The 26,288-nt window shown below is 68.2% G+C and carries 20 protein-coding genes; 11 read left to right on the top strand and 9 right to left on the bottom strand.

Annotated elements, in window-relative coordinates; all coding sequences use genetic code 11:
- Positions 1-119 precede the first annotated feature (119 nt).
- Positions 120-4,004 (bottom strand): phosphoribosylformylglycinamidine synthase, encoded by a 3,885-nt coding sequence (gene purL / locus ACMGRF_RS01035; protein WP_414485563.1) that lies wholly within the window; start codon positions 4,002-4,004, stop codon positions 120-122.
- 823 nt (positions 4,005-4,827) lie between these two features.
- Here purL and ACMGRF_RS01030 point away from each other — a divergent pair.
- Positions 4,828-6,927 carry a glycosyl hydrolase family 18 protein gene (locus tag ACMGRF_RS01030; RefSeq protein WP_180880650.1) on the top strand — a complete coding sequence of 700 codons (2,100 nt, stop codon included), beginning with the start codon at positions 4,828-4,830 and terminating at the stop codon, positions 6,925-6,927.
- 120 nt (positions 6,928-7,047) lie between these two features.
- On the opposite strand, the gene ACMGRF_RS01025 is transcribed toward ACMGRF_RS01030, so the two are convergent.
- Both ACMGRF_RS01025 and xerD read right to left on the bottom strand, forming a co-directional pair.
- A complete protein-coding gene (locus ACMGRF_RS01025; RefSeq protein ID WP_014645882.1) occupies positions 7,048-7,833 on the bottom strand; it encodes a thioredoxin fold domain-containing protein in 786 nt (261 codons plus the stop codon).
- 100 nt (positions 7,834-7,933) lie between these two features.
- Positions 7,934-8,911, bottom strand: coding sequence for a site-specific tyrosine recombinase XerD (gene xerD / locus ACMGRF_RS01020; RefSeq protein WP_049414329.1), 978 nt, complete (start codon positions 8,909-8,911; stop codon positions 7,934-7,936).
- A gap of 56 nt (positions 8,912-8,967) precedes the next feature.
- Here xerD and ACMGRF_RS01015 point away from each other — a divergent pair, with 56 nt between their 5' ends.
- Entirely contained in the window at positions 8,968-9,459 is a 492-nt protein-coding gene (locus ACMGRF_RS01015) for an RDD family protein (RefSeq protein ID WP_049439199.1), read from the top strand.
- 90 nt (positions 9,460-9,549) lie between these two features.
- Here the strand turns inward: ACMGRF_RS01015 and lptG are convergent, their stop codons facing one another.
- Positions 9,550-10,656, bottom strand: a complete 1,107-nt coding sequence (lptG, locus tag ACMGRF_RS01010; protein ID WP_049414332.1) for an LPS export ABC transporter permease LptG — start codon at positions 10,654-10,656, stop codon at positions 9,550-9,552.
- A complete protein-coding gene (lptF, locus tag ACMGRF_RS01005) occupies positions 10,653-11,735 on the bottom strand; it encodes an LPS export ABC transporter permease LptF (RefSeq protein ID WP_061480611.1) in 1,083 nt (360 codons plus the stop codon). The genes lptG and lptF overlap by 4 nt, the downstream gene beginning before the upstream one ends.
- A gap of 104 nt (positions 11,736-11,839) precedes the next feature.
- On the opposite strand from lptF, the gene ACMGRF_RS01000 reads away from it, so the two are divergent.
- The 4 genes from ACMGRF_RS01000 (at position 11,840) to ACMGRF_RS00985 (ending at position 17,682) form a co-directional block, all read left to right on the top strand.
- Positions 11,840-13,318 carry a leucyl aminopeptidase gene (locus ACMGRF_RS01000; protein ID WP_134709455.1) on the top strand — a complete coding sequence of 493 codons (1,479 nt, stop codon included), beginning with the start codon at positions 11,840-11,842 and terminating at the stop codon, positions 13,316-13,318.
- 82 nt (positions 13,319-13,400) lie between these two features.
- The gene (locus ACMGRF_RS00995) at positions 13,401-13,826 is read left to right on the top strand and encodes a DNA polymerase III subunit chi (RefSeq protein WP_049414335.1); all 426 of its coding nucleotides are present in this window, start codon (positions 13,401-13,403) and stop codon (positions 13,824-13,826) included.
- Between the two features lie 72 nt (positions 13,827-13,898).
- Positions 13,899-16,727, top strand: a complete 2,829-nt coding sequence (locus ACMGRF_RS00990) for a valine--tRNA ligase (RefSeq protein WP_414485562.1) — start codon at positions 13,899-13,901, stop codon at positions 16,725-16,727.
- Between the two features lie 133 nt (positions 16,728-16,860).
- A complete protein-coding gene (locus tag ACMGRF_RS00985; RefSeq protein ID WP_134709453.1) occupies positions 16,861-17,682 on the top strand; it encodes an EamA family transporter in 822 nt (273 codons plus the stop codon).
- A gap of 66 nt (positions 17,683-17,748) precedes the next feature.
- On the opposite strand, the gene rimI is transcribed toward ACMGRF_RS00985, so the two are convergent.
- From rimI to pssA, 3 genes are read right to left on the bottom strand one after another with little or no spacing between them, the layout of a single operon-like run.
- Entirely contained in the window at positions 17,749-18,246 is a 498-nt protein-coding gene (gene rimI / locus ACMGRF_RS00980; protein WP_049414339.1) for a ribosomal protein S18-alanine N-acetyltransferase, read from the bottom strand.
- Positions 18,243-18,746 carry a hypothetical protein gene (locus ACMGRF_RS00975; protein ID WP_049414340.1) on the bottom strand — a complete coding sequence of 168 codons (504 nt, stop codon included), beginning with the start codon at positions 18,744-18,746 and terminating at the stop codon, positions 18,243-18,245. The genes rimI and ACMGRF_RS00975 overlap by 4 nt, the downstream gene beginning before the upstream one ends.
- Positions 18,743-19,519, bottom strand: a complete 777-nt coding sequence (pssA, locus tag ACMGRF_RS00970; protein WP_180880661.1) for a CDP-diacylglycerol--serine O-phosphatidyltransferase — start codon at positions 19,517-19,519, stop codon at positions 18,743-18,745. Before pssA ends, ACMGRF_RS00975 begins: the two co-directional genes overlap by 4 nt.
- Positions 19,520-19,599: 80 nt before the next feature.
- Here pssA and ACMGRF_RS00965 point away from each other — a divergent pair, with 80 nt between their 5' ends.
- The 3 genes from ACMGRF_RS00965 (at position 19,600) to ACMGRF_RS00955 (ending at position 22,874) form a co-directional block, all read left to right on the top strand.
- Positions 19,600-19,977: a DUF4124 domain-containing protein gene (locus ACMGRF_RS00965; protein ID WP_049414343.1), complete on the top strand. Its 378-nt coding sequence runs from the start codon at positions 19,600-19,602 to the stop codon at positions 19,975-19,977.
- Positions 19,978-20,565: 588 nt separating this feature from the next.
- The gene (locus ACMGRF_RS00960; protein WP_049416826.1) at positions 20,566-22,269 is read left to right on the top strand and encodes a proline--tRNA ligase; all 1,704 of its coding nucleotides are present in this window, start codon (positions 20,566-20,568) and stop codon (positions 22,267-22,269) included.
- A 221-nt stretch (positions 22,270-22,490) separates the two neighbouring features.
- Positions 22,491-22,874: an H-NS family nucleoid-associated regulatory protein gene (locus ACMGRF_RS00955; protein WP_010480700.1), complete on the top strand. Its 384-nt coding sequence runs from the start codon at positions 22,491-22,493 to the stop codon at positions 22,872-22,874.
- A 109-nt stretch (positions 22,875-22,983) separates the two neighbouring features.
- Here the strand turns inward: ACMGRF_RS00955 and ACMGRF_RS00950 are convergent, their stop codons facing one another.
- Positions 22,984-24,243, bottom strand: a complete 1,260-nt coding sequence (locus ACMGRF_RS00950) for a threonine/serine ThrE exporter family protein (protein ID WP_046428410.1) — start codon at positions 24,241-24,243, stop codon at positions 22,984-22,986.
- Between the two features lie 92 nt (positions 24,244-24,335).
- On the opposite strand from ACMGRF_RS00950, the gene ACMGRF_RS00945 reads away from it, so the two are divergent.
- A complete protein-coding gene (locus ACMGRF_RS00945; protein WP_134709452.1) occupies positions 24,336-25,457 on the top strand; it encodes an ABC transporter permease in 1,122 nt (373 codons plus the stop codon).
- A gap of 1 nt (position 25,458) precedes the next feature.
- Complete coding sequence (locus tag ACMGRF_RS00940; protein ID WP_049440683.1) at positions 25,459-26,286, top strand: ABC transporter ATP-binding protein; 828 nt, start codon at positions 25,459-25,461, stop codon at positions 26,284-26,286.
- Positions 26,287-26,288 lie beyond the last annotated feature (2 nt).

Here is a 26,288-nt window from a genome sequence, read left to right as displayed (position 1 = left end):
GAAAACCGATGTAACTAGCGGGCGCGACAAGGGTTTCACGCGTGCAAAGAAAAACCCGCCGACGAAGCGGCGGATTCTTCCATACGCGGTGGCATTGCAGCCTGCGCGGGACGATGCGATCAGCCGCACCACACCCGCGCGTTGCGGAACATGCGCATCCACGGCGAATCACCCTGCCATTCCGCCGGTGCCCAGCTCAGGTTGAGCGCGCGCGGGGTGCGTTCCGGGTGCGGCATCATGATGGTGACGCGGCCGTCGCTGCTGGTAAGGCCGGTGATGCCGTCCGGCGAACCGTTCGGGTTCAGCGGGTACTGGCTGGCCACCTTGCCATTGCCATCGATGTAGCGCAGCGAGACACGTGCAGCAGCCTGGTCGACGGCATTGTCGAACACGGCCTGGCCTTCGCCATGCGCCACCGCCACCTGCAGGCGCGAACCGGCCATGCCACGCAGCAGGATCGACGGCGATTCCACCACTTCCAGCAGCGCGGTGCGGGCTTCGAACTGCTCGCTGGCGTTGCGGCGGAACTGCGGCCAGTGCTCGGCACCCGGAATGATGTTCTTCAGCTGGCTCATCATCTGGCAGCCGTTGCATACGCCCAGCGCGAAGCTGTCTTCGCGCGCGAAGAACGCAGCGAAGGCATCACGCAGTGCACTGCGCTCCAGGATCGAGGTGGCCCAGCCACGGCCGGCACCGAGCACGTCGCCATAGCTGAAACCACCACAGGCGACCAGGCCGGTGAAGTCCTGCAGGGCCACGCGGCCTTCGATCAGGTCGCTCATGTGCACGTCGAAAGCACGGAAGCCGGCACGTTCGAAGGCGTTGGCCATTTCGATCTGGCCGTTGACGCCCTGCTCGCGCAGCACCGCCACGCGCGGGCGCGCACCGGTGCTGATGAACGGTGCGGCCACGTCTTCGTTGAGGTCGAAGCTGAGCTTCGGCTTCAGGCCCGGTGCGTTGAACGCACGCGCGACCTCGCGCTCAGCATCGGCGTTGGCCGGGTTGTCGCGGCGCTTCTGCATCGCGTGGGTGACCGACCACCAGGCATCGAACAACGCTTCCCAGCGCCACTCGGCCAGGTTCTCGCCGCCCAGCGACACGCGCACCACCGGTGCGGTGGTCGGCTTGGCGATGCGCTGCGCGCATTCGGTCAATGCATGGCGTTCAACCAGGTCGGCAAACGCTGCACGGTCTTCGCGCGCGATCTGCACCACTGCGCCCAGTTCCTCGTTGAACAGGCTGCGGAACGGATCGTCACCCCAGGCATCGAGGGCGATGTCCAGGCCCAGGCGCGAGGTGAAGGCCATTTCGCACAGCGCGGCGAAAGCACCGCCGTCGCTGCGGTCGTGATAGGCCAGCAGCAGGCCGGACTGGCGTGCATCGCGGATCAGTTCGAAGAAACCCCGCAGGCGCTGCGGATCGTCCAGGTCCGGGGCGGCACCGGCGAAGGCCGGCAGGTCGCCGTGGTCGGCATGCACCTGGGCCAGGATCGAACCACCCAGGCGCTGCTTGCCGGCACCGAGGCCTATCAGCCACAGCTCGCTGTCCACCTCCCGGTCGAGCAGCGGGGTCAACTGCTGGCGCACGTCGGCCACCGGCGCGAACGCCGAGATCACCAGCGACACCGGCGACACGCTCTTGTGCGCTTCGCCCTGGTCGTGCCACTGCGCCTGCATCGACAGCGAGTCCTTGCCCACCGGGATGCTGATGTCCAGCTGCGGGCAGAGTTCCATGCCCACCGCCTTCACCGCGTCGTACAGCAGCGCGTCTTCGCCCGGGTGACCGGCCGCGGCCATCCAGTTCGCCGACAGCTTGATCTCATCCAGCGCATCGACCGGGGCCGCGCACAGGTTGGTCAGCGCTTCGCCCACCGCCATGCGTGCCGAAGCAGCAGCATCGAGCAGGGCCAGCGGGGTGCGCTCGCCGATCGACATCGCCTCACCGGCCACGCCGTCGAAATCGGCCAGGGTAATTGCCACATCGGCCACCGGCAGCTGCCACGGGCCGACCATCTGCTCGCGCGCGGTCAGGCCGCCGACGCTGCGGTCACCGATGGTGACCAGGAAGTTCTTCGAGGCCACGGTCGGGTGCGCGAGCACGCGCAGGCCGGCTTCCTGCAGGTCCAGGCCACCGGTCTTCAGCGCCGGCCAGCGCGGTGCCGGCGGGTGCGCGGTATCGCGGTGCATCTTCGGCGGCTTGCCGAACAGCACGTCCATCGGCAGGTCGATCGGTGCATCGGCCGGAGTGTGGCCCGGCACGGCACCGTAGGCCACCACCAGATGTTCCTCGGCGGTGGCCACGCCGACCGCAGCGAACGGGCAGCGCTCGCGGGCGCACAGCGCGGCGAACTCGGCCAGGCGCTCCTGGGCCACGCCCAGCACGTAGCGCTCCTGCGACTCGTTGCACCACAGCTGCATCGGTGACAGCGACGGATCATCGGTGGGCACCTTGCCCAGGTCGATGACACCACCGACGTTCGAGTCGTGCAGCAGTTCGGGGATGGCGTTGGACAGGCCACCGGCGCCGACATCGTGGAAGAACTTGATCGGGTTGTTGGCGCCCATCGCCACGCAGCGGTCGATGACCTCCTGGCAGCGGCGCTCCATTTCCGGGTTGTCGCGCTGCACGCTGGCGAAGTCCAGGTCCTCGGCGCTTTCACCGGAGGCCACCGAACTGGCCGCACCGCCGCCCAGGCCGATCAGCATCGCCGGGCCACCCAGCACGATCACCGCATCACCGGCCTGCAGCGGGATCTTGTCGACCTGCACGCGGTCGATCGCGCCGAGGCCACCGGCCAGCATGATCGGCTTGTCGTAGGCGCGCACCAGGTCGGCGCCTTCCGGCAGCTCGAAGCTGCGGAAGTAGCCGAGCAGGTTCGGGCGGCCGAACTCGTTGTTGAACGCGGCGCCACCGAGCGGGCCGTCGGTCATGATTTCCAGCGCCGGTGCCATGCGCGGATTCAGCGCGCGCGGCGCCTCCCACGGCTGCGGCAATTCCGGAATGCGCAGGTGCGAGACCGAGAAGCCGGTCAGGCCCGCCTTCGGCTTGCCACCGCGGCCGGTCGCGCCTTCGTCGCGGATCTCGCCACCCGCGCCGGTCGAGGCGCCCGGGAACGGTGCGATCGCGGTCGGGTGGTTGTGGGTTTCCACCTTGATCTGGAAGGCACTGGGCACCTGCGCTTCGCGGCGGTACTCGCCACTGGCCGGATCGGGGCGATAGCGCGACGCCGGATGGCCTTCGATCACTGCGGCGTTGTCGCTGTACGCGCTGAGCGTGTGCTGCGGGGTCTGCTGGTGGGTGTTCTTGATCATCCGGAACAGCGAGCGGTCCTGCTCCTGGCCGTCGATGGTCCAGCTGGCATTGAAGATCTTGTGGCGGCAGTGCTCGGAATTGGCCTGCGCGAACATCATCAGTTCCACGTCCGACGGCGAGCGGCCCAGCGCGGTGAAGCGTTCGCGCAGGTAGTCGATCTCGTCCGGGGCCATGGCCAGGCCGAGGCGCTGGTTGGCGGCCTCCAGCTGGTCCACCGGCACGCGCTCCAGTTCACCCCGGGCCGGTGCCGAGAACAGCGCCTGGCCCTGTTCCACGGTCTCCAGCACGGACTGCGTCATCGGGTCGTGCAGCGCCTTGACCAGCGCCTGCTGGGCGGCGGCATCGGCCGGCCAGCCCTGCACGTCGATGCGCAGGCCACGCTCGACCCGGCTGACCGGCTGGCCGGCACCGCGGACCAGTTCGGTGGCCTTGCTCGACCACGGCGACAGCGTGCCCAGGCGCGGCACCACGATGCGGCTGACTGCGCCTTCGGCCACGGCTTCGGCCTGCGGCGCCGCTTCGAGGATGCGGCACAGCGTGGTCAGGTCGGGGGCGGCGCTGCCTTCGGGCTGCACGAAGTAGACGTGCCAGGCACCGCTGATGCGCAGGGAGGGAGCGATGGACTGCAGGCGGGATTCAAGACGTTCGCGGCGGAACGGCGACAGGGCGGGCGCGCCCTCGAGGACCATCATGTCCGGGGAACCGTAGTTGGGAAACGGGCCCGACATTGTACCGGAAGCAGGGGGATGGCTTTGGCCGGGCGGCGCCCGGCACCCCGCCGAGGCCAGGGCAACGGCAACAGCAGCTGCCAAAGCAAAAGCGGGATTTCCGTGGGATGGCGGGGTGGGTCCGGTGGCGGGGGACGCCGTAAACCCATCCCTGGGGGCTTGGCCGCGGCATCCATGCCGCGGACACCCCCGCCACCGGACCCACCCCGCCTTCGACAGATTTCCGCGATCTGCGGTAGATCCACGCCATGCGTGGATGCTCCGCGGTAGTGCCGGCCGCTGGCCGGCAACCAGGAAAATGTCAGAAATCAGGCATTGAAGAGCGAAGCGACCGGCTTTTGCTTTTGATTTCTTGTTCTGTCTTTCGTGGCTGGCCACGCAGGAACCTGTCCGTGGCCGGGCGGGTGGGCTGCGCAGGGGCGTAAGCGCCATGGATGGCGCGCCCGAGCCTACAGGGACGTATTCACGGCGTCCCCTGCGCAGCCCACCCGCCCGGCCAACCCCAGAAATCTGCTGTTCGCGGAAAGCCCCCAGCCACGAGGGGCACCGCCGCTGGCCGCCGACCGCGCGCCAGCGCCGCCCTCCGCCCAAATCCCCGAACCATGCGCTTGCTCACGGATTGACCACGCAATTGATGACAACGTTGTCCCCACCTGGTGCCGGACTCTCTCCCCGGCCTCCCAGGTGCCTCCGTCCGGCCCCTCCGTCGCCTTCCCGGGCGATGCCCGGACCTGCGTCACGCGCGGCGCCATCGGGGCCCGCGCGCCCTTTGATCGGAGACTCACCCATGTACGACCCGATTGTGCGCAGTGCCGAACGTTCGACCCGAAGCTGTCGTCCCCGCCACCTGGCCTGGCTGCTTGCCCTGGCCGCCGGCAGCGCCGCCCTGCCCGGCCTGGCCCAGGCCGCCAGCTGTGCCGGCGTGGCCCAGTGGGACCAGGCCAAGATCTACCGGGCCGGCGATACCCTGCAGAAAGGAGGCGTCCTCTATCGGGCGAACCAGGACATCTGGAACGCGCCGCCGGACCATCCGGCCGGTGCGCCCTACTACACCAACCTCGGTGCCTGCGATGGCAGCGGCACCAACCAGCCGCCGGTGGTCAGCCTGACCTCGCCGGCCAACGGTGCCACCTTCAGTGCCGGCAGCACGGTGAACGTGACCGCCACCGCCAGCGATCCGGACGGCAGCGTCGCCAAGGTCGAATTCTTCCGCGACGGCAGCACGCTCGGCGTGGCCACCAGTGCGCCGTATGCAGCCAGCTGGGCCAACGCCAGCGCCGGCAGCCACACCCTGCGTGCGGTGGCCACCGACAACAACAATGCCACTGCCAGCACGGCGACCATCACCATCACTGTCAACGCCGCCAGCGGCGATACCACCGCACCGAGCGTACCCGGCGGGTTGGCGGCCGGTACGCGCACCGCCAACAGCATCGCGCTCAGCTGGAGCCCTTCCACCGACAACACCGGCGGCAGCGGCATGGCCGGCTACGACGTGTACCGCAACGGCAGCCTGGTCGGTTCGCCGTCCAGTGCCAGCTATGTCGATGGCGGGCTGACTGCGTCGACCACCTACCGCTACCGCGTACGCGCCCGCGACAACGCCGGCAATGCGTCGGCACAGGGCACCGAGATCAGCGCCACCACGCTGGCCGGTGACGGTGGCACCACGGGCAAGCGGGTCATCGGCTACTTCACCCAGTGGGGCATCTACGGCCGCAACTACCGGGTCAAGAACATCGACAGCAGCGGTTCGGCGGCGCGCCTGACCCACATCAACTACGCGTTCGGCAACGTGCGCAACAACCGCTGCGAAGTGGGCATCACCCAGCCGTCGGACCCGAACAGTGGTGCCGGTGGCGATGCCTTCGCCGACTACACCAAGGCCTTCAGTGCCGCCGAAAGTGTCAGCGGCAGCGCCGATACCTGGGACCAGCCGCTGCGCGGAAACTGGAACCAGCTCAAGCAGCTCAAGGCCAAGTATCCGAACCTGAAGGTACTGATCTCGCTGGGTGGCTGGACCTGGTCGCGCGGCTTCTCCAGCGCGGCGCGACCGGAGAACCGCCAGGCCTTCGTTGCCTCGTGCATCGACGCCTACATCAAGGGCAACCTGCCGGTGACCGACGGTGCCGGCGGCGCCGGTGCGGCGCTGGGCGTGTTCGACGGCATCGACATCGACTGGGAATACCCGGTGGCGTGCGGCATCGAATGCGGCAAGCCGGAAGACAACGCCAACTTCACCGCGCTGATGGCCGAGTTCCGCCGCCAGCTCGATGCGGTGCGTCCGGGCCTGTTGCTGACGGTGGCGGTGGGTGCCGGCATCGACAAGATCCGCGTCACCGATCCGGCGGCGTACCACCCGTACCTGGACTACATCAACGTGATGACCTACGACTTCCACGGCGCGTGGGATGCGAAGACCAATCACCAGTCGGCGCTGTTCGATTCGCCGAATGATCCGTCCACCGGCGACCAGAAGCTGTACAACAGCAACGACGCCATCGAGGCCTTCATCAGCCGTGGCGTGCCCGCCGCCAAGCTCAACCTGGGCATCGGCTACTACGGGCGTGGCTGGACCGGCGTGGCCAATGCCAACAACGGCCTGTACCAGACCGCCAGCGGTGCCGCCCCGGGCACGTATGAAGCCGGCATCGAGGACTGGAAGGTGCTGAAGAACCTGGCGTGGCCGGGCTACACCGACAACACCGCCGGCGCCACCTGGATCTACAACGGCAGCACGCTGTGGAGCTTCGACACCCCGGCCAACATCACCCGCAAGATGGGTTACGTGAAGACCCAGGGCCTGGGCGGCGCGTTCGTCTGGGAGTTCAGCGGTGACGATGCGCAGGGCACGCTGACCAAGGCGGTCAGTGATGGCCTGAAGTGAGGAAAAAGCCGGGGATGCGACACGCATCCCCGGCTTCCTGCCTGTAGAGCCGAGCCCATGCTCGGCTGATGGTTGCGCAGCCGAGCATGGGCTCGGCTCTACAGAAAAGGTCGGCGGCGATCAGCGCTTGGCCGACAGCTTTTCCAACGCCGCACGCAGCTGTGCCGGCGGCAGGTACCCCCCCAGCTGGGTGCCGTCCGGCGCGAAGATCGCCGGCGTACCATTCACGCCCAGCTGCTGGCCCAGCGCGTACTGCATCGCCACCGGGTTGGTGCAGTTCCTGGCGGGAACGCTGCCGCCGCGCTTGGCGTTGGTCAGCGCCTGGCGACGATCCGCTGCACACCAGACCGAAATCATGTCGGTGTAGTCCTTGCTGCCCAGGCCCATGCGCGGGAACGCCAGGTATTCGACGGTGATGCCGTTGCGGTTGAGCTCGGCGATGTCCTGGTGCAGCTTGCGGCAGTAGCCGCACTCGATGTCGGTGAACACGCTGATGGTGTACTTGGCGTTCGGCGCGGCGAACACGATGCGATCGCCATGGTTGGCCTTGGCCAGCAGGCCGCGACGGTAGCCGAGCAGGCCTTCGCTGTTGGCCGGGCCCTTGGCACGTGTGTCGTAGGGCTGAGACTGGAACAGATAGCGGCCGTCATCGGACACATACAGAAGCTGGCCTGAAACGACGACCTCGCGGAAGCCGGGGAACGGCGCGGCGCCAATGTAGTCCACCTGGAAACCGGGGTTCAACGCGGTCAGTGCGGCGCGTACCGCCTGGTCGGCGGGCGCATTCGCGGCCGGACTGGCCTTGGCCGCAGCGGCGGCGGGTGCCTTGGCGGCCGGTGGAGCCGGCTGGGCGCAGGCGGTCAGGCTGAGCGCACCGAACACGGCGGCGATGGCAAATCGGAGCATGGAGCGGTCCGCGACAGAAGAAGACCCCGGATTCTGACACAGCCGCCGGTACCGGGCGGCGACGCCCGGCACGGCCCCGGGCAGCGATTCAGCCCGGCGGTCAGCCGCGCGGATGGTGGCGGGCGTGCAGCTTCTGCAGGTGCTCGCGCGCGACCAGGGTGTAGATCTGGGTGGTCGACAAGGAACTGTGGCCAAGCAGCATCTGCAGCGCGCGCAGGTCGGCACCGCGGTTGAGCAGATGGGTGGCGAAGCTGTGCCGCAGGCCATGCGGGCTGATCCGCGCCGGGTCGATGCCGGCCACCTGTGCGTGGCGCTTGACCAGATGCCAGAACGCCTGCCGGGTCAGCGCATGCAGCGTCGGTTCGATGAACAACGGGGTCTGCCCATCCGCCAGGGCATGCACCTTGCCCTTGCCGACCAGCTGCGGGCGCGACTGCTGCAGGTAACGCTCCAGCCAGTGCTGGGATTCCTCGCCCAGCGGCACCAGCCGTTCCTTGCTGCCCTTGCCGGTGACCCGCAGCACGCCCTGGCGCAGGTTGACTGCCGTGGCCGGCAGCAACACCAGCTCGCTCACGCGCAGGCCGGCGGCATACATCAGTTCCAGCATGGCGCGATCGCGCAGGCCCAGTGGGCTGTCGATGTCCGGGGCCGCCAGCAGCGCATCGACCTGGCTCTCGGCCAGGGCCTTGGGCAACAACCGTGGCAGCTTCGGCGGATCCAGCAGCGCACTCGGGTCCTCGCTGCGTTCGCCACGGCGGACCGCATCGGCGAAGAACGCCCGCAACGCCGACAGCAGGCGCGCATTGCTGCGCGGCGACCAGCCATGCCGGGTGCGCCAGGCCAGATACTCGAACAGTCCGGGACGCTCGATGCCGGCCAGGCCACCGTCGCGTCCATCCATCCAGCGCGCCAACCCTTCGAGGTCACGCCGGTAGCTGTCGAGCGTGGCACGGGCCAGGCCGTTCTCGGCCCAGATCGCATCGAGGAAGCGCTGGATGCGCACGCTGTCGTCGGCGCGAAGCTCGGGCAGTTGCTGGACCAGCTGGCGGCGTTCGGCGGGGGTGGAGACAAGGGCCATGCATGCAGGATACGAGGGCCACTGCGGGCACGGCCAGCTTTGCGTATGCTCGGCGCATGTCCCGCCCTGCCACCGACACGGCCCCTGCGGCCGCTACCGAAATGCTCCATCCGCGCGCATTGCTGCTGTGGCGCGTGCTGGCGATGGTCTACGACGCACTGCCGGTGCTGGCACTGTGGATGCTGGCCGGCACGCTGTTCACCCTCGCCTACACCTTCAGCGGCCACGCACAGCGCGAGAACATCGCGCCGTTCAGTGCCTGGCAGTGGCTGCTGTGGGCGGTGTGCTGGGCGGTCACGGGGTGGTACGCCACGGCCAGCTGGCGCCGTGGCGGACAGACCCTGGGCATGCGACCGTGGCGGCTGAAAGTGCAATCAATCGATGGCGCGCCGTTGCGGCGCAGCCAGCTGTGGCTGCGCTTTGCGGTAGGCACGCTGTCACTGCTGCTGGGCGGGCTGGGATTCTGGTGGGCCTGGATCGACCGCCAACGGCTGACCTGGCACGACCGCGCCAGCGGCACCCGCCTGGTGCGCATGCCGAAACGGTAAGGCGCTGTCTGTAGAGCCGAGCCCGTGCTCGGCTGCTTTCCGCACTGTACGTGACAGCCGAGCACAGGCTCGGCTCTACAACACTCAGGATCAGCCCGACTTGCGCCGGAACAGCAGTCCGGACACCGCCAGCATCACGATCGGCGGCAACGCGTAGGCAATGCGGTAATCGAACTTCAGCGCGCCGGCCATGCGGCCGAAGAACAGCTGCAGCAGCCAGAAGCCCAATGCGAACAGGATGCCCAGGAACAGGCGCTTGCCCATGCCGCCGCTGCGCAGCGATCCGAACGCGAACGGCACCGCCGCCAGGCACAGGGCCAGCACGTTCACCGGATAGAACCAGCGGCTCCAGTACACATCCTCGAAATCGCGCGCGTCCAGCCCGTTGCGTTCGCGGTAGGCAATGCTGGTGCTGAGCTCGGACACGCTGAGGTTGCGCGGCTTGGCGATGCCGGTCGCCAGCGCGGCCGGGTCCAACTTCGAGTTCCAGGGCTCACGTGCCACTTCCTGACGGGTTGCCGAGCGCTCGCCAAAGGTGTCGCGGCGCACGCCGGTCAACACCCAGCCGTCCTTGTCGTGCTCGGCGGTGGCGGCGTGGGTCAACGAGGCGATCTTGCCGTCTTCGGCGACCCGGTACAGGCGCACATCGCGCAGGATCAGCCGCGTGCCCTTGTCGCCCACCAGCTGCTCCTCGCCGCTCTGCGCATTGAGGAAGGTGTCGCCTTCGCGCGCCCACAGCCCCGAGTAACGGGTAGTGGCAATATCCCGCCCCCACTTGGCGCTGGACTTCAGCGCATCGGCGCGGTCCTGGCCCCAGGGGCCCAGCGTCTCGGCGCTGAGCACCATCACCGCGGTCAGCAGCGACAGCGCAATCGCCACCGAAACGCTCAGGCGCTTGCGCGACAGGCCCAGTGCACGCAATGCGGTCAGCTCCGAGGTCGCGGCCAGCTGGCCCAGGCCCATCAGTGCGCCGATCACCGCGGCCGTCGGGAACATGGTGTAGGCGCGGCGCGGCACCGTGTACAGCACCCACGCGGCGGCATGCCCCAGGGTGTAGCCGTTCTTGCCGATGTCCTTGAACTCGCCGGAGAAGGCCATCACCACGTCCAGGCCCACCAGCACCGCCCAGGTCAGCAGCACGGTGGTGAACACCGACCGGCCCAGGTACAGGTCGAAACGCATCGGGCGCAGCCTCATGCGCGGGCTCCCTTCGGACGGCCCAGGCGGCCATCACGTACATACATCCAGATCGACAGCGCCAGCAGCGGCAGGGTCAACCACCACAGGCCGAGCGCGGGCGGAATCTTGCCGTTGGCAATCCAGCCGCTGCCGATGAACATCAGGTTGGTGCCCACCATGTAGGCCAGCAGGGCCAGCATCATGCGGCCGTAGCGCTGCTGGCGCGGTGAGCTGCGGCCCAGCGGCACGGTCAGCAGGGCGAACGCCAGCGCGATCAGCGGCGGTGCCAGCCGGCGATGCAGCTGCGCCTGCGCCTGCGGCCGTGCATCGCCGATCAGCTGCAGGGTCGGCATCAGTTCCGGGTCGTCCTCGGTGCGGGTCTGTGCGCCATCGGGCAGGGCCACGTCGTTGCGGGCGAAGGTCGCCAGCCGGTAATCCAGCCCAGCGGCCACCGGGCCTTCCACCTGGTGGCCATCATCCAGCTCCAGGAAACGCTGGCGGGTGCCCTCGAAGTACATGCGGCCACTGTTGGCCGACACCACTTCCAGGCGATCGTCCTTCTGCCGCTGCAGGAACACCTTGCCGAGCTCGGTGCCGTCAGGCGAGATCGAGGACAGGTAGACCACGCCGCCATTGGGCAGCGGCGTGAACCGGCCCGGCTCCAGGCCGGCCATCAGCACGCTGCGGTTGGCCTCGATGATCATCTGCTCGGCCACCCGGCCCGCCCACGGGCCCAGCCACAGCGAGCAGGCGCCGACCAGCAGCACCACCGGCACCACCAGCATCAGCAGCGGCCGCAGCAGTCGCTTGGGGCCGACACCAATGGCGGTGATGACCGCCATTTCCGAGTCGCGGTACAGCCGCGCCACGGCCAGCAGCAGGCCCAGCATCAGTGCCAGCGGCAGGATCAGCGGCAGGTAGGCGATGAACTGCAGGCCCAGCTGGGAGAACAGCAGCTTGGCCGGCAGCCGCCCGTCGGCGATGTTGCCGAGGATGTCCACCAGCACGCCGCCCACGCTGACCACCAGCAGGACGATCAGGGTAGCCAGGAAACTCTGGACGAAATCGCCCAGCAGGTATCGGTCGAGCTTCAGCATGGGGCGGTGGTTTAAACTCTGGGGTTCGTTCGCGGTGCCGCCCAGTCTACTGTCTGGGCGTAAACGGCCTGCGATTGTACGGACTCGCCAATGGAATCTGCTCAATGGCCCTCGAATTCACCCTGAACCACGTTGCTCCGGCCGCCGCCACCGTTGATTGCCTGGTGGTCGGCGCGTATGCCGACCATACCCTGACCCCGGCCGCGCAGGCCCTGGATGCCGCCAGCGGTGGTCGCCTGGCCGCCCTGGCCCAGCGTGGCGACCTGTCCGGCAAGACCGGCGCGACCACCCTGCTGCACGACCTGCCGGGCGTGACCGCCCCGCGCGTGCTGGTGGTCGGCCTCGGTGAAGCCGCCCGTTTCGGCGTGCCGCAGTACCTGAAGGCCGTGGGCGACGCCGTGCGCGCGCTGAAGGCCGGCGCCACCCGCAGCGCGCTGTTCACCCTGTCCGAAGTGGCGGTGAAGGACCGCGACGCGGCCTGGGCGATCCGCCAGGCGGTGATCGCCGCCGATCACGCCGCCTACCGCTACACCGCCACCCTGGGCAAGAAGAAGGCCGACGACGCGGGCCTGGCCCAGCTGGCCATCGCCGGTGACGACGCGCAGGCGCTGGCCCAGGGCCAGGCCATCGCCGCCGGTGTCGAGTTCGCCCGCGAGCTGGGCAACCTGCCGCCGAACTACTGCACCCCGGCCTATCTGGCCGACGTGGGCGTGAAGTTCGCCGGCGAGCACGACGGTGCCGAAGCCGAGATCCTCGACGAGCACCAGATGGAAGCCCTGGGCATGGGCTCGCTGCTGGCCGTGGCCCGTGGCTCGGCCAACCGCCCGCGCCTGGTCGTGCTGAAGTGGACCGGTGCAGGCGACGCCAAGCCCTATGTGCTGGTCGGCAAGGGCATCACCTTCGATACCGGTGGCGTCAACCTGAAGACCCAGGGCGGCATCGAGGAAATGAAGTACGACATGTGCGGTGGCGCCAACGTCATCGGCACCTTCGTCGCGGCGGTCAAGGCCAAGCTGCCGCTGAACCTCGTCGTGGTGGTCCCGGCGGTGGAAAACGCCATCGATGGCAACGCCTATCGTCCGTCGGACGTGATCACCTCGATGTCGGGCAAGACCATCGAAGTGGGCAACACCGACGCCGAAGGCCGCCTGATCCTGTGCGACGCGCTGACCTACGCGCAGCGCTTCGAGCCGGCCGCGCTGGTCGACGTCGCCACCCTGACCGGTGCCTGCATGGTCGCCCTCGGCCACCAGACCGCCGGCCTGATGAGCAAGCACGATGACCTGGCCAACGAGCTGCTGGCCGCCGGCGAGCACGTGTTCGACCGCGCCTGGCGCCTGCCGCTGTGGGACGAGTACCAGCCGATGCTGGATTCGACCTTCGCCGACGTCTACAACATCGGTGGCCGCTGGGCTGGTGCGATCACCGCCGGCTGCTTCCTGTCGCGCTTCGCCGAAGGCCAGCGCTGGGCCCACCTGGACATCGCCGGCGTGGCCAGCGATGAAGGCAAGCGTGGCATGGCCACCGGCCGCCCGGTCGGCCTGCTGAGCCAGTGGCTGCTGGACCAGGCCGCCCGCGCCTGATGCCGTACCCGACCCTGGCCGGCAGATGCCGGCCGGGGCCTCGCCCGGCACTGCCGGGCCCCTGCCTGACCCGGACCCTGCCATGCCCCGCGCCGACTTCTACCTGATCGCCAAGCCCCGCTTCCTGACCGAGCCGCTGCGCCTGGTCTGTGAGCTGGCGCGCAAGGCCAACGACGCCGGGTTGTTCACCCTGGTGCTGGCCCGTGACCAGGCCCAGGCCGAGGAGCTGGACGAGCTGCTGTGGGCGTTCGACAACGACGCCTACATCCCGCACCAGATCGCCGGCGAAGACATGGACGAGGAAGAGGCCTTGGTACTGATCGCGGTACCCGGCACCGAGGCACCGGCGCGTCCGCTGGTGATCAACCTGCGCGACGAGCCCTGGCTGGGCCAGTGCGAGCGCGTGCTGGAAGTGGTGCCGGCCGATCCGGAAGCGCGCGAACCGCTGCGCGAGCGCTGGCGCCAGTACAAGGCCGCCGGTTACGCCCTGAACAAGCACGACATGTGAGCGCGCCGCGGCCCCCTTGATGGGCCGCCGCCGCGCCCTGATCCTTCAACGATTACCTCCTGGTTCCCCCGCATGACCCAACTCGCCTCCAGCTACGACCCGAAGTCCTTCGAGACCGACCTCTACGAGGCCTGGGAGAAGGCCGGCCACTTCAAGCCGTCCGGCACGGGCGAGCCGTACACCATCCTGCTGCCGCCGCCGAACGTGACCGGCACCCTGCACATGGGCCACGCCTTCCAGCAGACCCTGATGGACGCGCTGGTGCGCTACCACCGCATGCGCGGCTACGACACGCTGTGGCAGGTCGGTACCGACCACGCCGGCATCGCCACCGAAATGGTGGTCAGCCGCAACCTGGCGCTGGAAGGCAAGGGCGAGACCCGCGATTCGCTGGGCCGCGAAGGCTTCATCGGCAAGGTCTGGGAGTGGAAGCAGCAGTCCGGCGACACCATCGAACGCCAGATGCGCCGCCTTGGCACTTCCGCCGACTGGTCGCGCAGCACCTTCACCATGGACCCGCAGCCGTCGGCGGCGGTCAATGAAGCCTTCGTGCGCTGGTACGAGCAGGGCCTGATCTACCGCGGCCAGCGCCTGGTGAACTGGGACCCGGTGCTGAAGACCGCCATTTCCGACCTGGAAGTGGAGAGCGCCGAGGAAGACGGCTTCCTGTGGTCGATCGCCTACACGCTGGACGAAGGCCTGAGCTACGAGCACGTCGAGCGCGATGCCGACGGCGTGGAAACCCTGCGCGAAACCCGCGACTACCTGGTCGTCGCCACCACCCGCCCGGAAACGCTGCTGGGCGATACCGCGGTGATGGTGCATCCGGAAGATGAGCGCTATGCGCACCTGATCGGCAAGAGCGTGGTGCTGCCGCTGACCGGCCGCCGCGTGCCGGTGATCGCCGACGACTACGTGGACCGCGCGTTCGGCACCGGCGTGGTCAAGGTCACCCCGGCGCATGATTTCAACGACTACGAAGTGGGCGTGCGCCACAGCCTGCCGATGATCAACCTGTTCACCCCGGTGGCAGCGCTGAACGAAAACGCGCCGGAGCGCTTCCAGGGCCTGGACCGCTACGCCGCGCGCAAGGCGGTGCTGGCCGAACTGGAAGACCTGGGCATCCTGGTCGAGACCAAGGCACACAAACTGCAGGTGCCGCGCGGTGACCGTACCGGCCAGGTGATCGAGCCGTACCTGACCGACCAGTGGTTCGTGAAGATGGACGACCTGGCCAGGCGTGGCCTGGAACTGGTCGAGGACGGAAGCATTTCCTTCGTGCCGCCGAACTGGATCAACACCTACCGCCACTGGATGAACAACATCCAGGACTGGTGCATCAGCCGCCAGCTGTGGTGGGGCCACCGCATCCCGGCGTGGTTCGATGCCGCCACCGGCAGCTGCTACGTCGGTCGCAGCGAAGCGGAAGTGCGCGCGAAGCACAACCTGGGCAGCGACGTGGTGCTGAACCAGGAAAGCGACGTGCTGGAGACCTGGTTCTCCTCGCAGCTGTGGCCGTTCTCCACCCTGGGCTGGCCGAACGAGCAGGCCATGGCCGAGCGCGGCTTCGACCGCTATCTGCCATCGTCGGTGCTGATCACCGGCTTCGACATCATCTTCTTCTGGGTGGCGCGCATGATCATGGCCACCGACAACCTGGTCGGGAAGATCCCGTTCAAGGATGTCTACTTCACCGGCCTGATCCGCGACGGCCAGGGCCAGAAGATGTCCAAGAGCAAGGGCAACGTGCTCGACCCGCTGGACATCATCGACGGCATCACCATCGACGACCTGGTCGCCAAGCGTACCGGCGGCCTGATGCAGCCGAAGATGGTCGAGAAGATCGAGAAGGCCACCCGCAAGGAATTCCCGGACGGCATTGCTGCCCACGGTGCCGATGCGCTGCGCTTCACCATCGCCGCGCTGGCCACCCACGGCCGCGACATCAAGTTCGACATGAACCGCGCCGAGGGCTACAAGAACTTCTGCAACAAGCTCTGGAACGCCAGCCGCTTCGCCCTGATGAACACCGAGGGCGCTGCGTTCACCGGCGTGCCCAAGCCGCGCACCGATGCCGAGCGCTGGATCCTCGCCCGCCTGGCCGCCACCACCGCCGAGGCACAGGGGCATTTCGCCGCCTACCGCTTCGACCTGCTGGCGCAGTGTCTGTACGAATTCGCCTGGAACGCGTTCTGCGACTGGTTCCTGGAACTGAGCAAGCCGGCACTGAACGGCGCCGACGCCGCAGACGCCGAAAGCACCCGCCACACCCTGCTGTACGTGCTGGAAGCGCTGCTGCGCCTGCTGCACCCGCTGACGCCGTTCATCACCGAACAGCTGTGGCAGCAGCTGGCCCCCCGCCTGGGCCTGGCCGAAACCACGCTGTCGCTGCGCCCCTACCCGACCGCCGCCGAATTCGCCGGTGATTTCGCCCAGGCCGAGGCCGACGTGGAATGGCTGAAGGCGGTGATCAGCGCGGTGCGTCGCGTGCGCAGCGAACTGAACGTCGCACCGTCCAAGCAGGTGCCGCTGCGCCTGCAGGCCGGCCTGGCGCAGGACCGCGTGCGCATCGAACGCTTCAGCACCTCGCTGTCGTTCCTGCTGAAGCTGGACAGTATCCAGTGGCTGGCCGAAGGCGAAAGCGCACCGCCGGCGGCCGCCGCGATCGTGGGCGAGCTGAAGCTGCTGGTGCCGCTGGAAGGCCTGGTCGATCTTGATGCCGAGCGCGTGCGCCTGGACAAGGAAATCGCCCGCGTCGAAGCCGAAAAGGCGAAGAGCGAGACCAAGCTGGCCAAGTTCACCGACAAGGTGCCGCCGGCCGTGGTCGAGCAGGAACGCGTGCGCCTGGCCGACTGGAACACCCAGCTGGCCGGCCTGCGCGAACAGCGCGCGAAGCTGTAACGCCGCGCTGCGGTGCGTGCCAACCAAGGTTGGCACCTGCCACGGCGGGAGAGGTTGGCACCCACCCAAGCGGAATGGGAAACGCCGGGCGATGCCCGGCGTTTCCATTTCCCCCGCATGGCATCATCGCCGGATGCCTCTTTCGATCTTCCTGCTGGTTCTCGCCGCTGCGGCACTGCATGCCAGCTGGAATGCGATCGTCAAGCGCGGGCCGGACAAGTTCCTCGGCACCGTGCTGGTCACCGGCAGCGCCGCGCTGCTGTCGGCCGCCGCCCTGCCCTTCCTGCCTTTCCCCGCCGCGCACAGCTGGCCCTGGCTGGGCGCGTCGGTGCTGTTGCAGGTGACCTATTACGGGCTGGTCGCACGCTGTTACCAGCAGGTCGACATGAGCCTGGCCTACCCGCTGATGCGTGGCAGCGCGCCGATCCTGGTCGCACTGGCGGGCACCCTGCTCGGTGAGCCGTTGCCCGCTGCAGCGTGGCTGGGTGTGGTGCTGGTGAGCACCGGCATCCTGTGCATGGCAGTGGGTGCGCGTGGCGGCCAACTGCGCCTGCCGCTGCTGACCGCAGCGATGATCGCCACCTACACGCTGGTCGATGCGCAGGGTGCGCGCCAGTCCGGCAGCGCGCTCAGCTACACGTTGTGGTTGTTCCTGCTGTCGGGCATTCCGCTGCCGCTGTGGGCGTTGTACACGCGCGGCGGCGCGGTGCTGGACTATGCGCGGCGGCATTGGCCGCTGGGACTGGCCGGTGGCGTCGGCACCACCGCCTCCTATGCAATGGCGTTGTGGGCCATGACCCAGGCGCCGGTGGCAATGATTTCGGCGCTGCGCGAATCCTCGATCCTGTTCGCGCTGCTGATCTCGGTGTTCCTGCTGCGCGAGCGGATTCCGCGCGCGCGCTGGCTGGCGGCATCGCTCATCGTCGGTGGCGTGCTGGCGTTGCGGCTGGCGTGAGCAGAGCGTGCCAACCAAGGTTGGCGGCTAGCGGTAGTGCCGGCCGCTGGCCGGCACCCTTCTCCGTCACAGCGGCGGCATCACCTGCAGGTCACCGTCGACCAGCTCGATCGCCATCACCACCGCGTCCTCGCGGCCCTGTGCGGCCGGGTAGTAGCGCGGGCGGCGGCCGATCTCGTTGAAGCCTTCGCTGTGGTACAGCGCCAGCGCCGGCGTATTGGACGGACGCACCTCCAGGAAGACGCGCTGGGCGCCACGGTCGGCGGCCAATTGCACCAGCGCGCGCAGCAGCTGGCGGCCCAGCCCGCGCGACTGTGCCAGCGGGTCGATGCAGATGTTGAGCACGTGCGCTTCATCGGCGGCGATGCTGAGCACGCCATAGCCAATCAGCAGGCCATCGCGCTCCATCGCCAGGCCGGGATAACCGGCGCGCAGGCAGTCGATGAAGATGCCGCGGGTCCAGGGAAAAGGATAGCCGCGCAGTTCGATCGCCATCACCGCATTGAGGTCGCTCTCGCGCAGCGCACGCAGGCTGACCGGGCCGGGCCGGGTCACCGCGCTCACGGCGTGCCCCGCTTGCGCAGGGCACGCAGCTGCGGCCACAGCGCACGCTTGGCGGCCGGGTCGCGGCGCAGCTGGTCCAGCGGCCAGCTGTCCATCAGTACCTGGGTGGCCGGGTCGTTCGGGTTGCAGCCGGAGGCGCGCAGCAGTGCGATCTGCAGGCGATCGGGCAGGCGCACCACCGGCTGGCGTGCGTTGCCGCTGGGCAGCGGGCGCTCAGCCGCCGGCACGGTATCCGGGGCACTGACCGGCGTTTCGCGGCGCGGCGGTGCCGGGCGTTCCGCGCGTACTGCGGTTGCGGGGGCGGCGTGGGCATCGCGCGGCGGCACAGCGGCCCGCACCGGCTCCGGCGGGGCAACACTGGCCTCGGCTTCGGCCACGCTCAACTGCAATGCGGCATCCAGCCCGGCGGCCAGCTGGCCGTCGTGATAGACGGTATAGCCCATGGCCTGCAGCCAGGCCTGCTGGGCCGGTGACCACAGCACGGGCAGGTCCTGGCTCACGCGGCCTCGGGCTTCTTGCGCAGGCGCTGCGCGGCCCACATCACCGGGCCGGACAAGGCGTACAGGATGCCAACCGCGAACAGCACGCGCGGCAGGTCGATCACCGCGATGGCGATGGCCACCGGCACCAGGGCGAGTACCAGGAACGGCACGCGATCCGAACGGGTGCCCTTGGCAGCGCCGCCCTTGAAGCTCCAGAAACGGATACGGCTGACCATCAGCAGCGCAGCGATGATCGTCACCGCCAGCGCCACGTAGCGCAGCTGGTTGCCGTCCCAGCCCAGATTGCCGTCGGCAAACGCCCAGACAAAGGACATCATCAGGCCTGCCGCGGCCGGGCTGGCCAGGCCGACGAACCAGCGCTTGTCGACCACCGCCACCTGCGTATTGAAGCGGGCCAGGCGCAGCGCCGCGCAGGCCGCATACAGGAAGGCCACGGCCCAGCCCACACGGCCCAGCAGCGGATCGTCGAACTTCAGCCACGACAGCGACCAGTGGTACATCACCAGCGCCGGGGCCATGCCGAAGCTGACCAGGTCGGCCAGCGAGTCGTACTGCACGCCGAATTCGCTGCTGGTGCCGGTCAGCCGTGCCACGCGCCCGTCCAGGCCATCCATCACCGCCGCCACGAACACGGCGATGCTGGCGTTGACGAAATCCCCGTTGGCCGCGGCGATGATCGCGTAGAAACCGGAGAACAGGCCGGCGGTGGTGAACAGGTTGGGCAACAGGTAAATCGTGCGCGAGCGCGGCGGCGGTGTGATCGGGTCCATGGAATCCAGTTTAATCGACTTGCCAGCGGTCGGCGCCAATGCTGCAATCGGCGTTCTGCGCCCATTCCGTGGAGTTTGCCATGCGTGCCCTGTCCTGCCTTGGATGCCTGCTGCTGTTGGCCAGTGCCAACGCCGTGGCCGGTCCCGTGTACAAATGGAAGGACGCCCATGGCGTGACCCAGTACTCGGAGACCCCACCGGCGGGCAAGAAGTACGAGACCCGCGAGCAGACCCGCACCCCGCAGGCCGCGGCCAGCACCGAGACCCCGGCCGCGCCGGTTCCCGAGCAGTGCAGCACGGCCCGGGCCAACCTGGCCCTGCTGGACGGCGGTGGCCAGGTGATGCAGGACACCGATGGTGATGGCAAGGCCGATACCCCGTTGACCCCGGAGCAGCACACCGCGCAGAAGGGATTGGCCGAAGCCGCCATCAAGGCGTACTGCCCACCGGCCGGTTAAGGGTATCGGCAGGGCTGCGCCCTGCACCTGCAGAGGCTGCAAGCAACGGCAACGTCAAAAGCGGGCATTCCGTGGAATGGCGGGGCGGTGTCGGATTGCGGGGACGCCGCAAGTACGTCCATGTCGGCTTGGCAGCCGCATCCATGCGGCTGACACCCCGCAATCCGACACCGCACCCCCCCCGACAGATCCCCGGTGGCCAGTAGATCCACGCCATGCGTGGATGAAATCTGTCGGATCTCGAATTGAATCCGGGGTCAGATCCGTTTTCCTGCGGAAAACGGATCTGACCCCAGGAGCCATTCCGACAGCTCGCAGGAAGCTGTCGAAGGCGGGGTGGGTCCGGTTGCGGGGGCGTGAGCGCCATGGATGGCGCGACCGAGCCTCCATGGACGGATTTACGGCGTCCCCCGTAACCGGACCCACCCCGCCATCCCACGGGAAACCCGCTGTTGCTTCGGCTGTTGCTTCTGAGGTTGCCGGCCAGCGGCCGGCACTACCCGCAGGTGCAGGGCGCAGCCCTGCCGATACCCCTCCCCCCGGCCGGGCTGGCAGAATAGACGTCTCTGCCGTTATCCGAAGCCGACGATGCGCCTCTCCCAGTTCCACCTGCACACCACCAAGGAAACCCCCAGCGACGCCGAGCTGACCAGCCATCGGCTGATGCTGCGCGCGGGCATGATCCGCAAGCTTGCATCGGGCCTGTACACCTGGTCGCCGCTGGGCCTGCGCGTGCTGCGCAAGGTCGAGCGCATCGTTCGCGAGGAAATGGACCGGGCCGGCGCGGTGGAATTCCAGATCCCGACCATCCAGCCGAAGGAACTGTGGGAGCAGACCGGCCGCTGGCAGAAGTTCGGCCCGCAGCTGCTGAAGATCAAGGACCGCAAGGACCAGGTGTTCTGCTACAGCCCGACCGCCGAAGAAGCCGCCTGCGACTTCGCGCGCAGCGAGCTGTCCAGCTACAAGCAGCTGCCGGTGAACTTCTACCAGATTCAGACCAAGTTCCGCGACGAGATCCGCCCGCGCTTCGGCGTGATGCGCGCGCGCGAGTTCCTGATGAAGGACGCCTATTCGTTCCACCTGCACGATGAGTGCCTGGTGCGCGAGTACGAGAACATGAAGTCGGCCTACAGCCGCATCTTCACCCGCCTCGGCCTGGACTTCCGCATGGTGCAGGCGGACTCCGGCGCGATCGGTGGCGATGCCTCGCAGGAGTTCCACGTGATCGCCGACTCCGGCGAAGACGCACTGGTGTTCTCCACCGGTTCGGACTACGCGGCCAACATGGAGGCGGCGATCGCCGCCGATCCGGCACCGCGTGCGGCCGCCACCGAAACGATGCGCAAGGTGGATACCCCCACCCAGAAGACCTGCGAGGACGTCGCGGCCCTGCTCGGCATCGACCTGCAGCGCACGGTGAAGTCGGTGGCACTGATCGCCGGCGAAGGCGAGGCACAGCAGTTCGTGCTGGTGCTGGTGCGTGGCGACCATGAGGTCAACGAGATCAAGCTGGCCAAGGTGGCCGGGCTGGACGAGCAGCGCTTCGCCAGCGAGGCGGAAATCGCCGAGTACCTGGGCAGCGTGCCGGGCTTCCTCGGCCCGGTCGCCCCGGCCAAGGCCATCCGCGTGGTCGCCGATCGCGAAGTGGCGGCAATGGCCGACTTCGTCGTCGGCGCCAACGAGGCCGGTTTCCACCTGGCCGGCGTCAACTGGGGCCGCGACCTGCCGGAACCGGAAGTGGCCGACATCCGCAACGTGCGTGCCGGTGATCGTGCCGTGGACGGCGGTGAACTGAAGATCGCCCGTGGCATCGAAGTCGGCCACGTGTTCCAGCTGGGCCGCAAGTACGCCGAAGCGCTGGATGCCACCGTGCTGGATGAAAACGGCAAGGCGGCGGTGATGGCGATGGGCTGCTACGGCATCGGCATCTCGCGCGTGGTGGCTGCCGCGATCGAACAGAACCATGACGAGGCCGGCATCATCTGGCCGGACGCGATGGCGCCGTGGCAGGTCGTGGTGTGCGTGATCAACCCGAAGGGCGATGCCGCCGTGGCCGATGCCGCGGCCAGCCTGCTGCAGGAGCTGCGCGACGCGGGCCTGGACGCCGCGCTCGACGATCGCGGCCTGCGCCCGGGCGCGATGTTCGCCGACATGGAACTGATCGGCATCCCGCACCGCGTGGTGGTCAGCGAACGCGGCCTGGCCGCCGGTACCTACGAGTACCGCGCGCGCCGCGCCAGCGAGGCGGAGAGCCTGGACAAGGCCACCCTGCTGCAGCGACTGCAGGGCTGATCAGCAAAAACGACCGGGGCCTGCCCCGGTCTTTTTTTTGCCGCGGCCTTCCCCGATATTGCAGCGGACATAATCCGGTCAAAATCACCGCGACGGCGTCTGCATGCCGCCACGCCATGACCCGCCTGCATTTGTGCTGTGATTAATTCATCTCTATTCTGTCCGCCGACGCCATGGACTGGCTTGTCCCGTCCACACATTAGTTTCCGGAGTAACCGTAAATGAGCATTGACCTGACCGGCCTGTCAGCACGCGAGCTGGGCGCCCTGATCCGTACCGCGAAGAAGCAGCAGACCATCGTCGCCAAGCGCCGGCCGATCACCAAGGTCCGGGCCCAGCTGACCAAGCTGGCCAAGACCGAGGGTTACACCATCGAAGAACTGTTCGGCAGCGCCCCGGCCACGCGTGCCCGCAAGGCCGCCCCGGCCGCCAAGGCGCCGTCGAAGACCGCCGGCCGCAAGCTGGGCAAGGTTGCCCCGAAGTACCGCAACCCGGCCAACCCCAAGGAAACCTGGACCGGCCGTGGCAAGCAGCCGCGCTGGATGGCTGAACTGACCGCCAAGGGCAACAAGAAGCCGGAAGATTTCCTGATCAAGAAGGCCTGAGGCCGGATCGGGGAGCAATGAAAAACGCCGGCGATAGCCGGCGTTTTTTGTTTGTAGAGCCGAGCCCACGCTCGGCTATCCATATCCGAAGCCGAGCGTGAGCTCGGCTCTACAGGGTCTTGCGCGCCGGCATCAGCAGGTTGCCGAACAGCAGGCCCGCCACCAGCGCCATCACCACGTTGAGCACGGTGAGGAACACGCTCTGGCCGGCGCCCACGTCCTGCTGCTGGACCAGGGTCAGCACGCCACGCAGGCTGGTGCTGCCGGGCACCATCATGATGATGCCCGGCAGGCGGATGATCGCGCCCGGACGCCCGACCAGGCGTCCGAACAGGTTGCCGCCGGCGGTCAGCAGCATTGCCGACAGGAAGATACCGGCCGGTGCACCCCAGGCGTGGCCGCCGAACTTGGAGATCGCATAACCGGCCACCGAGGCGGCAATCACCCACGGATAATCGCGGCGATTGGCCTTGAACAGCATCGCGAAGGCAAACGCGGCGGTCAGCAGCGAGCCCCACTCCACCCACGGCCCCTGCGGCCGCGCGGCCCGGATCACCGGATCCAGGCCGAGCACATCGGCCAGGGTCACCGCGATCATCGCGCCGACGCTGAGCTTCATGATGGTGGTCAGCGCGCCGGCAAAGCGCGCGGTACCCGATACCCAGTGCTGGCTGGCCAGCTCATTGACCGCATTGGTCAGCGACATGCCGGGCAGCAGCACCACCAGCGAGGCGATGATCACCGTATTGAGGTTGAGCGCGCCGATGAAGGACGCCACCAGGGTGGCAACCATGCCGGCCAACAGCGCGGCCAGTGCCTCGGCGGCTTCGCGGGTGGCCGGGCGGCGATCGGTGACCATGCCGAGCAGGCCGATCATCAGGCCGATGACACCGGCGGTGGCGATGTCCAGCCACGGCAGCTTCCACATGCCGGCCACGCCCGCCGCGCCGAGGGTGAACGACAGGATGGTGCGCAGCTTGCCGCGCCGGCCCGGATCCTTGTCCAGCTGGCGCAGCGCAGTGTGGCCCTGGGCGATGCTCATCCGCCCGTTGGACACCTCTTCGGCGATGTGGTCGGCAACGCTGAGCTTGTGCAGGTCGTTCTCACCCGGTGCCAGGCGGATCACGCGGGTGATGTCGCTGGAGCCGATCGCCTGGGCCGGATCGCTGAAGCTGAGAATGATACCGGTGGGATTCGACCACGGTTCACAATCCAGATCGAGCTGGCGGGCCAGTGCAACCACCGCCGTTTCCAGGCGCTGGGCCGTGGTGCCATAGCTGTGCAGGCGTCCGGCGATCTCGGAAACGAAGGCCACGCGCTGTGCGTAGGTGGCCTGGGGCGTGGGGATCGTGTGAGCATCTGCGGACATGCGCCGTAGTATTACCTACGCTGGGGCCCACCGGAGAAATTCATCCAAGTTCGACGCGAAGCCCGATACAGACCGGTTATGCTGCGACCCGAATGGCCCACGTCACCCCGAACCTCGCCCCCCAGCTCGAACAGGATGCCCACGACCCGGGCCTGATCCGCCTGTCCGGCACCTGGACCTTGAAGACCGCGCTGGCCGCGGCCGAAGTCCTGCGCGGCGTTCCCGACGCGCTGACCGGCATCGATGCCACCGGCATCGAGCAGCTCGATTCGGCCGGCGTGCTGCAGGTGCTGCGCGTGGCCCATCGCGCCGATCTCCACGAAGACGCGCTGCAGTTCCGCCCGGACCACCAGGCGCTGGTGTGCACCATCGAGGAAGTGGCCGATGACCGGCCCAAGGCCAAGCGCGATTTCGGCGTGATGGCCGCGCTGGAGCGGCTGGGCGTCAGCGTCCACGCCACCGGCCACAACATCAAGGCCCTGTGCAGTTTCCTCGGCGAGAACCTGGTCAAGGCGGCGCGGCTGATCAAGGAACCCCGCCGCTTCCGGCTGACCGCCACCGTGCATCAGATGGAGCAGGTCGGGCTGGATGCGGTGCCGCTGGTGGCGTTGCTGTCCTACCTGGTGGGCGCGGTCATCGCGTTCCTCGGCTCGACCATCCTGCGCGACTTCGGCGCCGAGATCTACGTGGTCGAGCTGGTCAACATCGCCTTCCTGCGCGAGTTCGCCGTGCTGCTGACCGCGATCGTGCTGGCCGGCCGTACCGCCAGCGCGTTCACCGCGCAGATCGGTGCGATGAAGGCACGCGAGGAGATCGATGCGATGCGTACGCTGGGCCTGGACCCGGTCGACCTGCTGGTGCTGCCACGCTTGCTGGCGCTGCTGGTCACCCTGCCCTTGCTGACCTTCATCGCGATGATCGCCGGCCTGGCCGGCGGCATCACCGTCGGTGCGTTCGACCTCGACATCCCGCCGCAGATGTACATCGCGCGCATGCACGAGACGATGGAAGTGCGGCACCTGCTGGTGGGCCTGTCGAAGGCGCCGGTATTCGCCCTGGTGATCGGCCTGATCGGCTGCCTGGAGGGCCTGAAGGTCGAGGGCACCGCGCAGTCGGTCGGCGAGCGCACCACCTCCAGCGTGGTGCAGACGATCTCGCTGGTGATCATCATCGACGCCTTCGCGGCGTTGTGGTTCATGCACATGGACTGGTGACATGAGCACATCCGCCCTCCCCGAATCCATCGACATGCGCGACGACCAGGGCCACGAACTGGCCATCCGCGTGCGCGGCCTGGTCAACCGCTTCGGCAGCCAGACCGTGCACGAAGACCTGGACCTGGACGTACGCCGCGGCGAGATCCTGGGCGTGGTCGGCGGCTCCGGCACCGGCAAGTCGGTGCTGATGCGCTCGATCCTGGGCCTGCGTGTGCCGGATGCTGGGCAGATCGAAGTCCTCGGCCGCGATGCGCGTGCCGACGACGCCGAGAGCCGCCTGCACATCGAACGCAACACCGGCGTGCTGTTCCAGGACGGCGCCCTGTTCTCGTCGCTGACCGTGGGCGAGAACGTGCAGGTGCCGCTGAAGGAACACCACCGCGAACTGCCCGAGCGCTGGCACTACGAACTGGCGCTGCTGAAAGTGAAACTGGCCGGCCTGCCCGCCGACGCGATCAACAAGCTGCCCTCGCAGCTGTCCGGCGGCATGCGCAAGCGCGCCGGCCTGGCCCGGGCGCTGGCGTTGGATCCGCCGCTGCTGTTCCTGGACGAACCCACCGCCGGCCTCGACCCGATCGGCGCGGCGGCGTTCGACCGCCTGATCAAGACGCTGCAGGAAGCGCTGGGGCTGACCGTGTTCCTGATCACCCACGACCTGGACACGCTGTATGCGATCTGCGACCGGGTCGCGGTGATCGCCGACCGCAGGGTGGTGGCCAACGCCGCCTTGCCCGACATCGAGAAACTGGATCATCCGTGGATCCAGGAATACTTCCACGGACCCCGCGCGCGCGCCGCGCGTGGCGAACAGATCGAGAGTGCCTGAGC

This window comes from Stenotrophomonas sp. EMP41, from assembly GCF_047495535.1.
GTDB classification, from domain to species: Bacteria; Pseudomonadota; Gammaproteobacteria; order Xanthomonadales; family Xanthomonadaceae; genus Stenotrophomonas; species Stenotrophomonas sepilia.
This window is presented reverse-complemented; position numbering and strand designations above follow the sequence as displayed.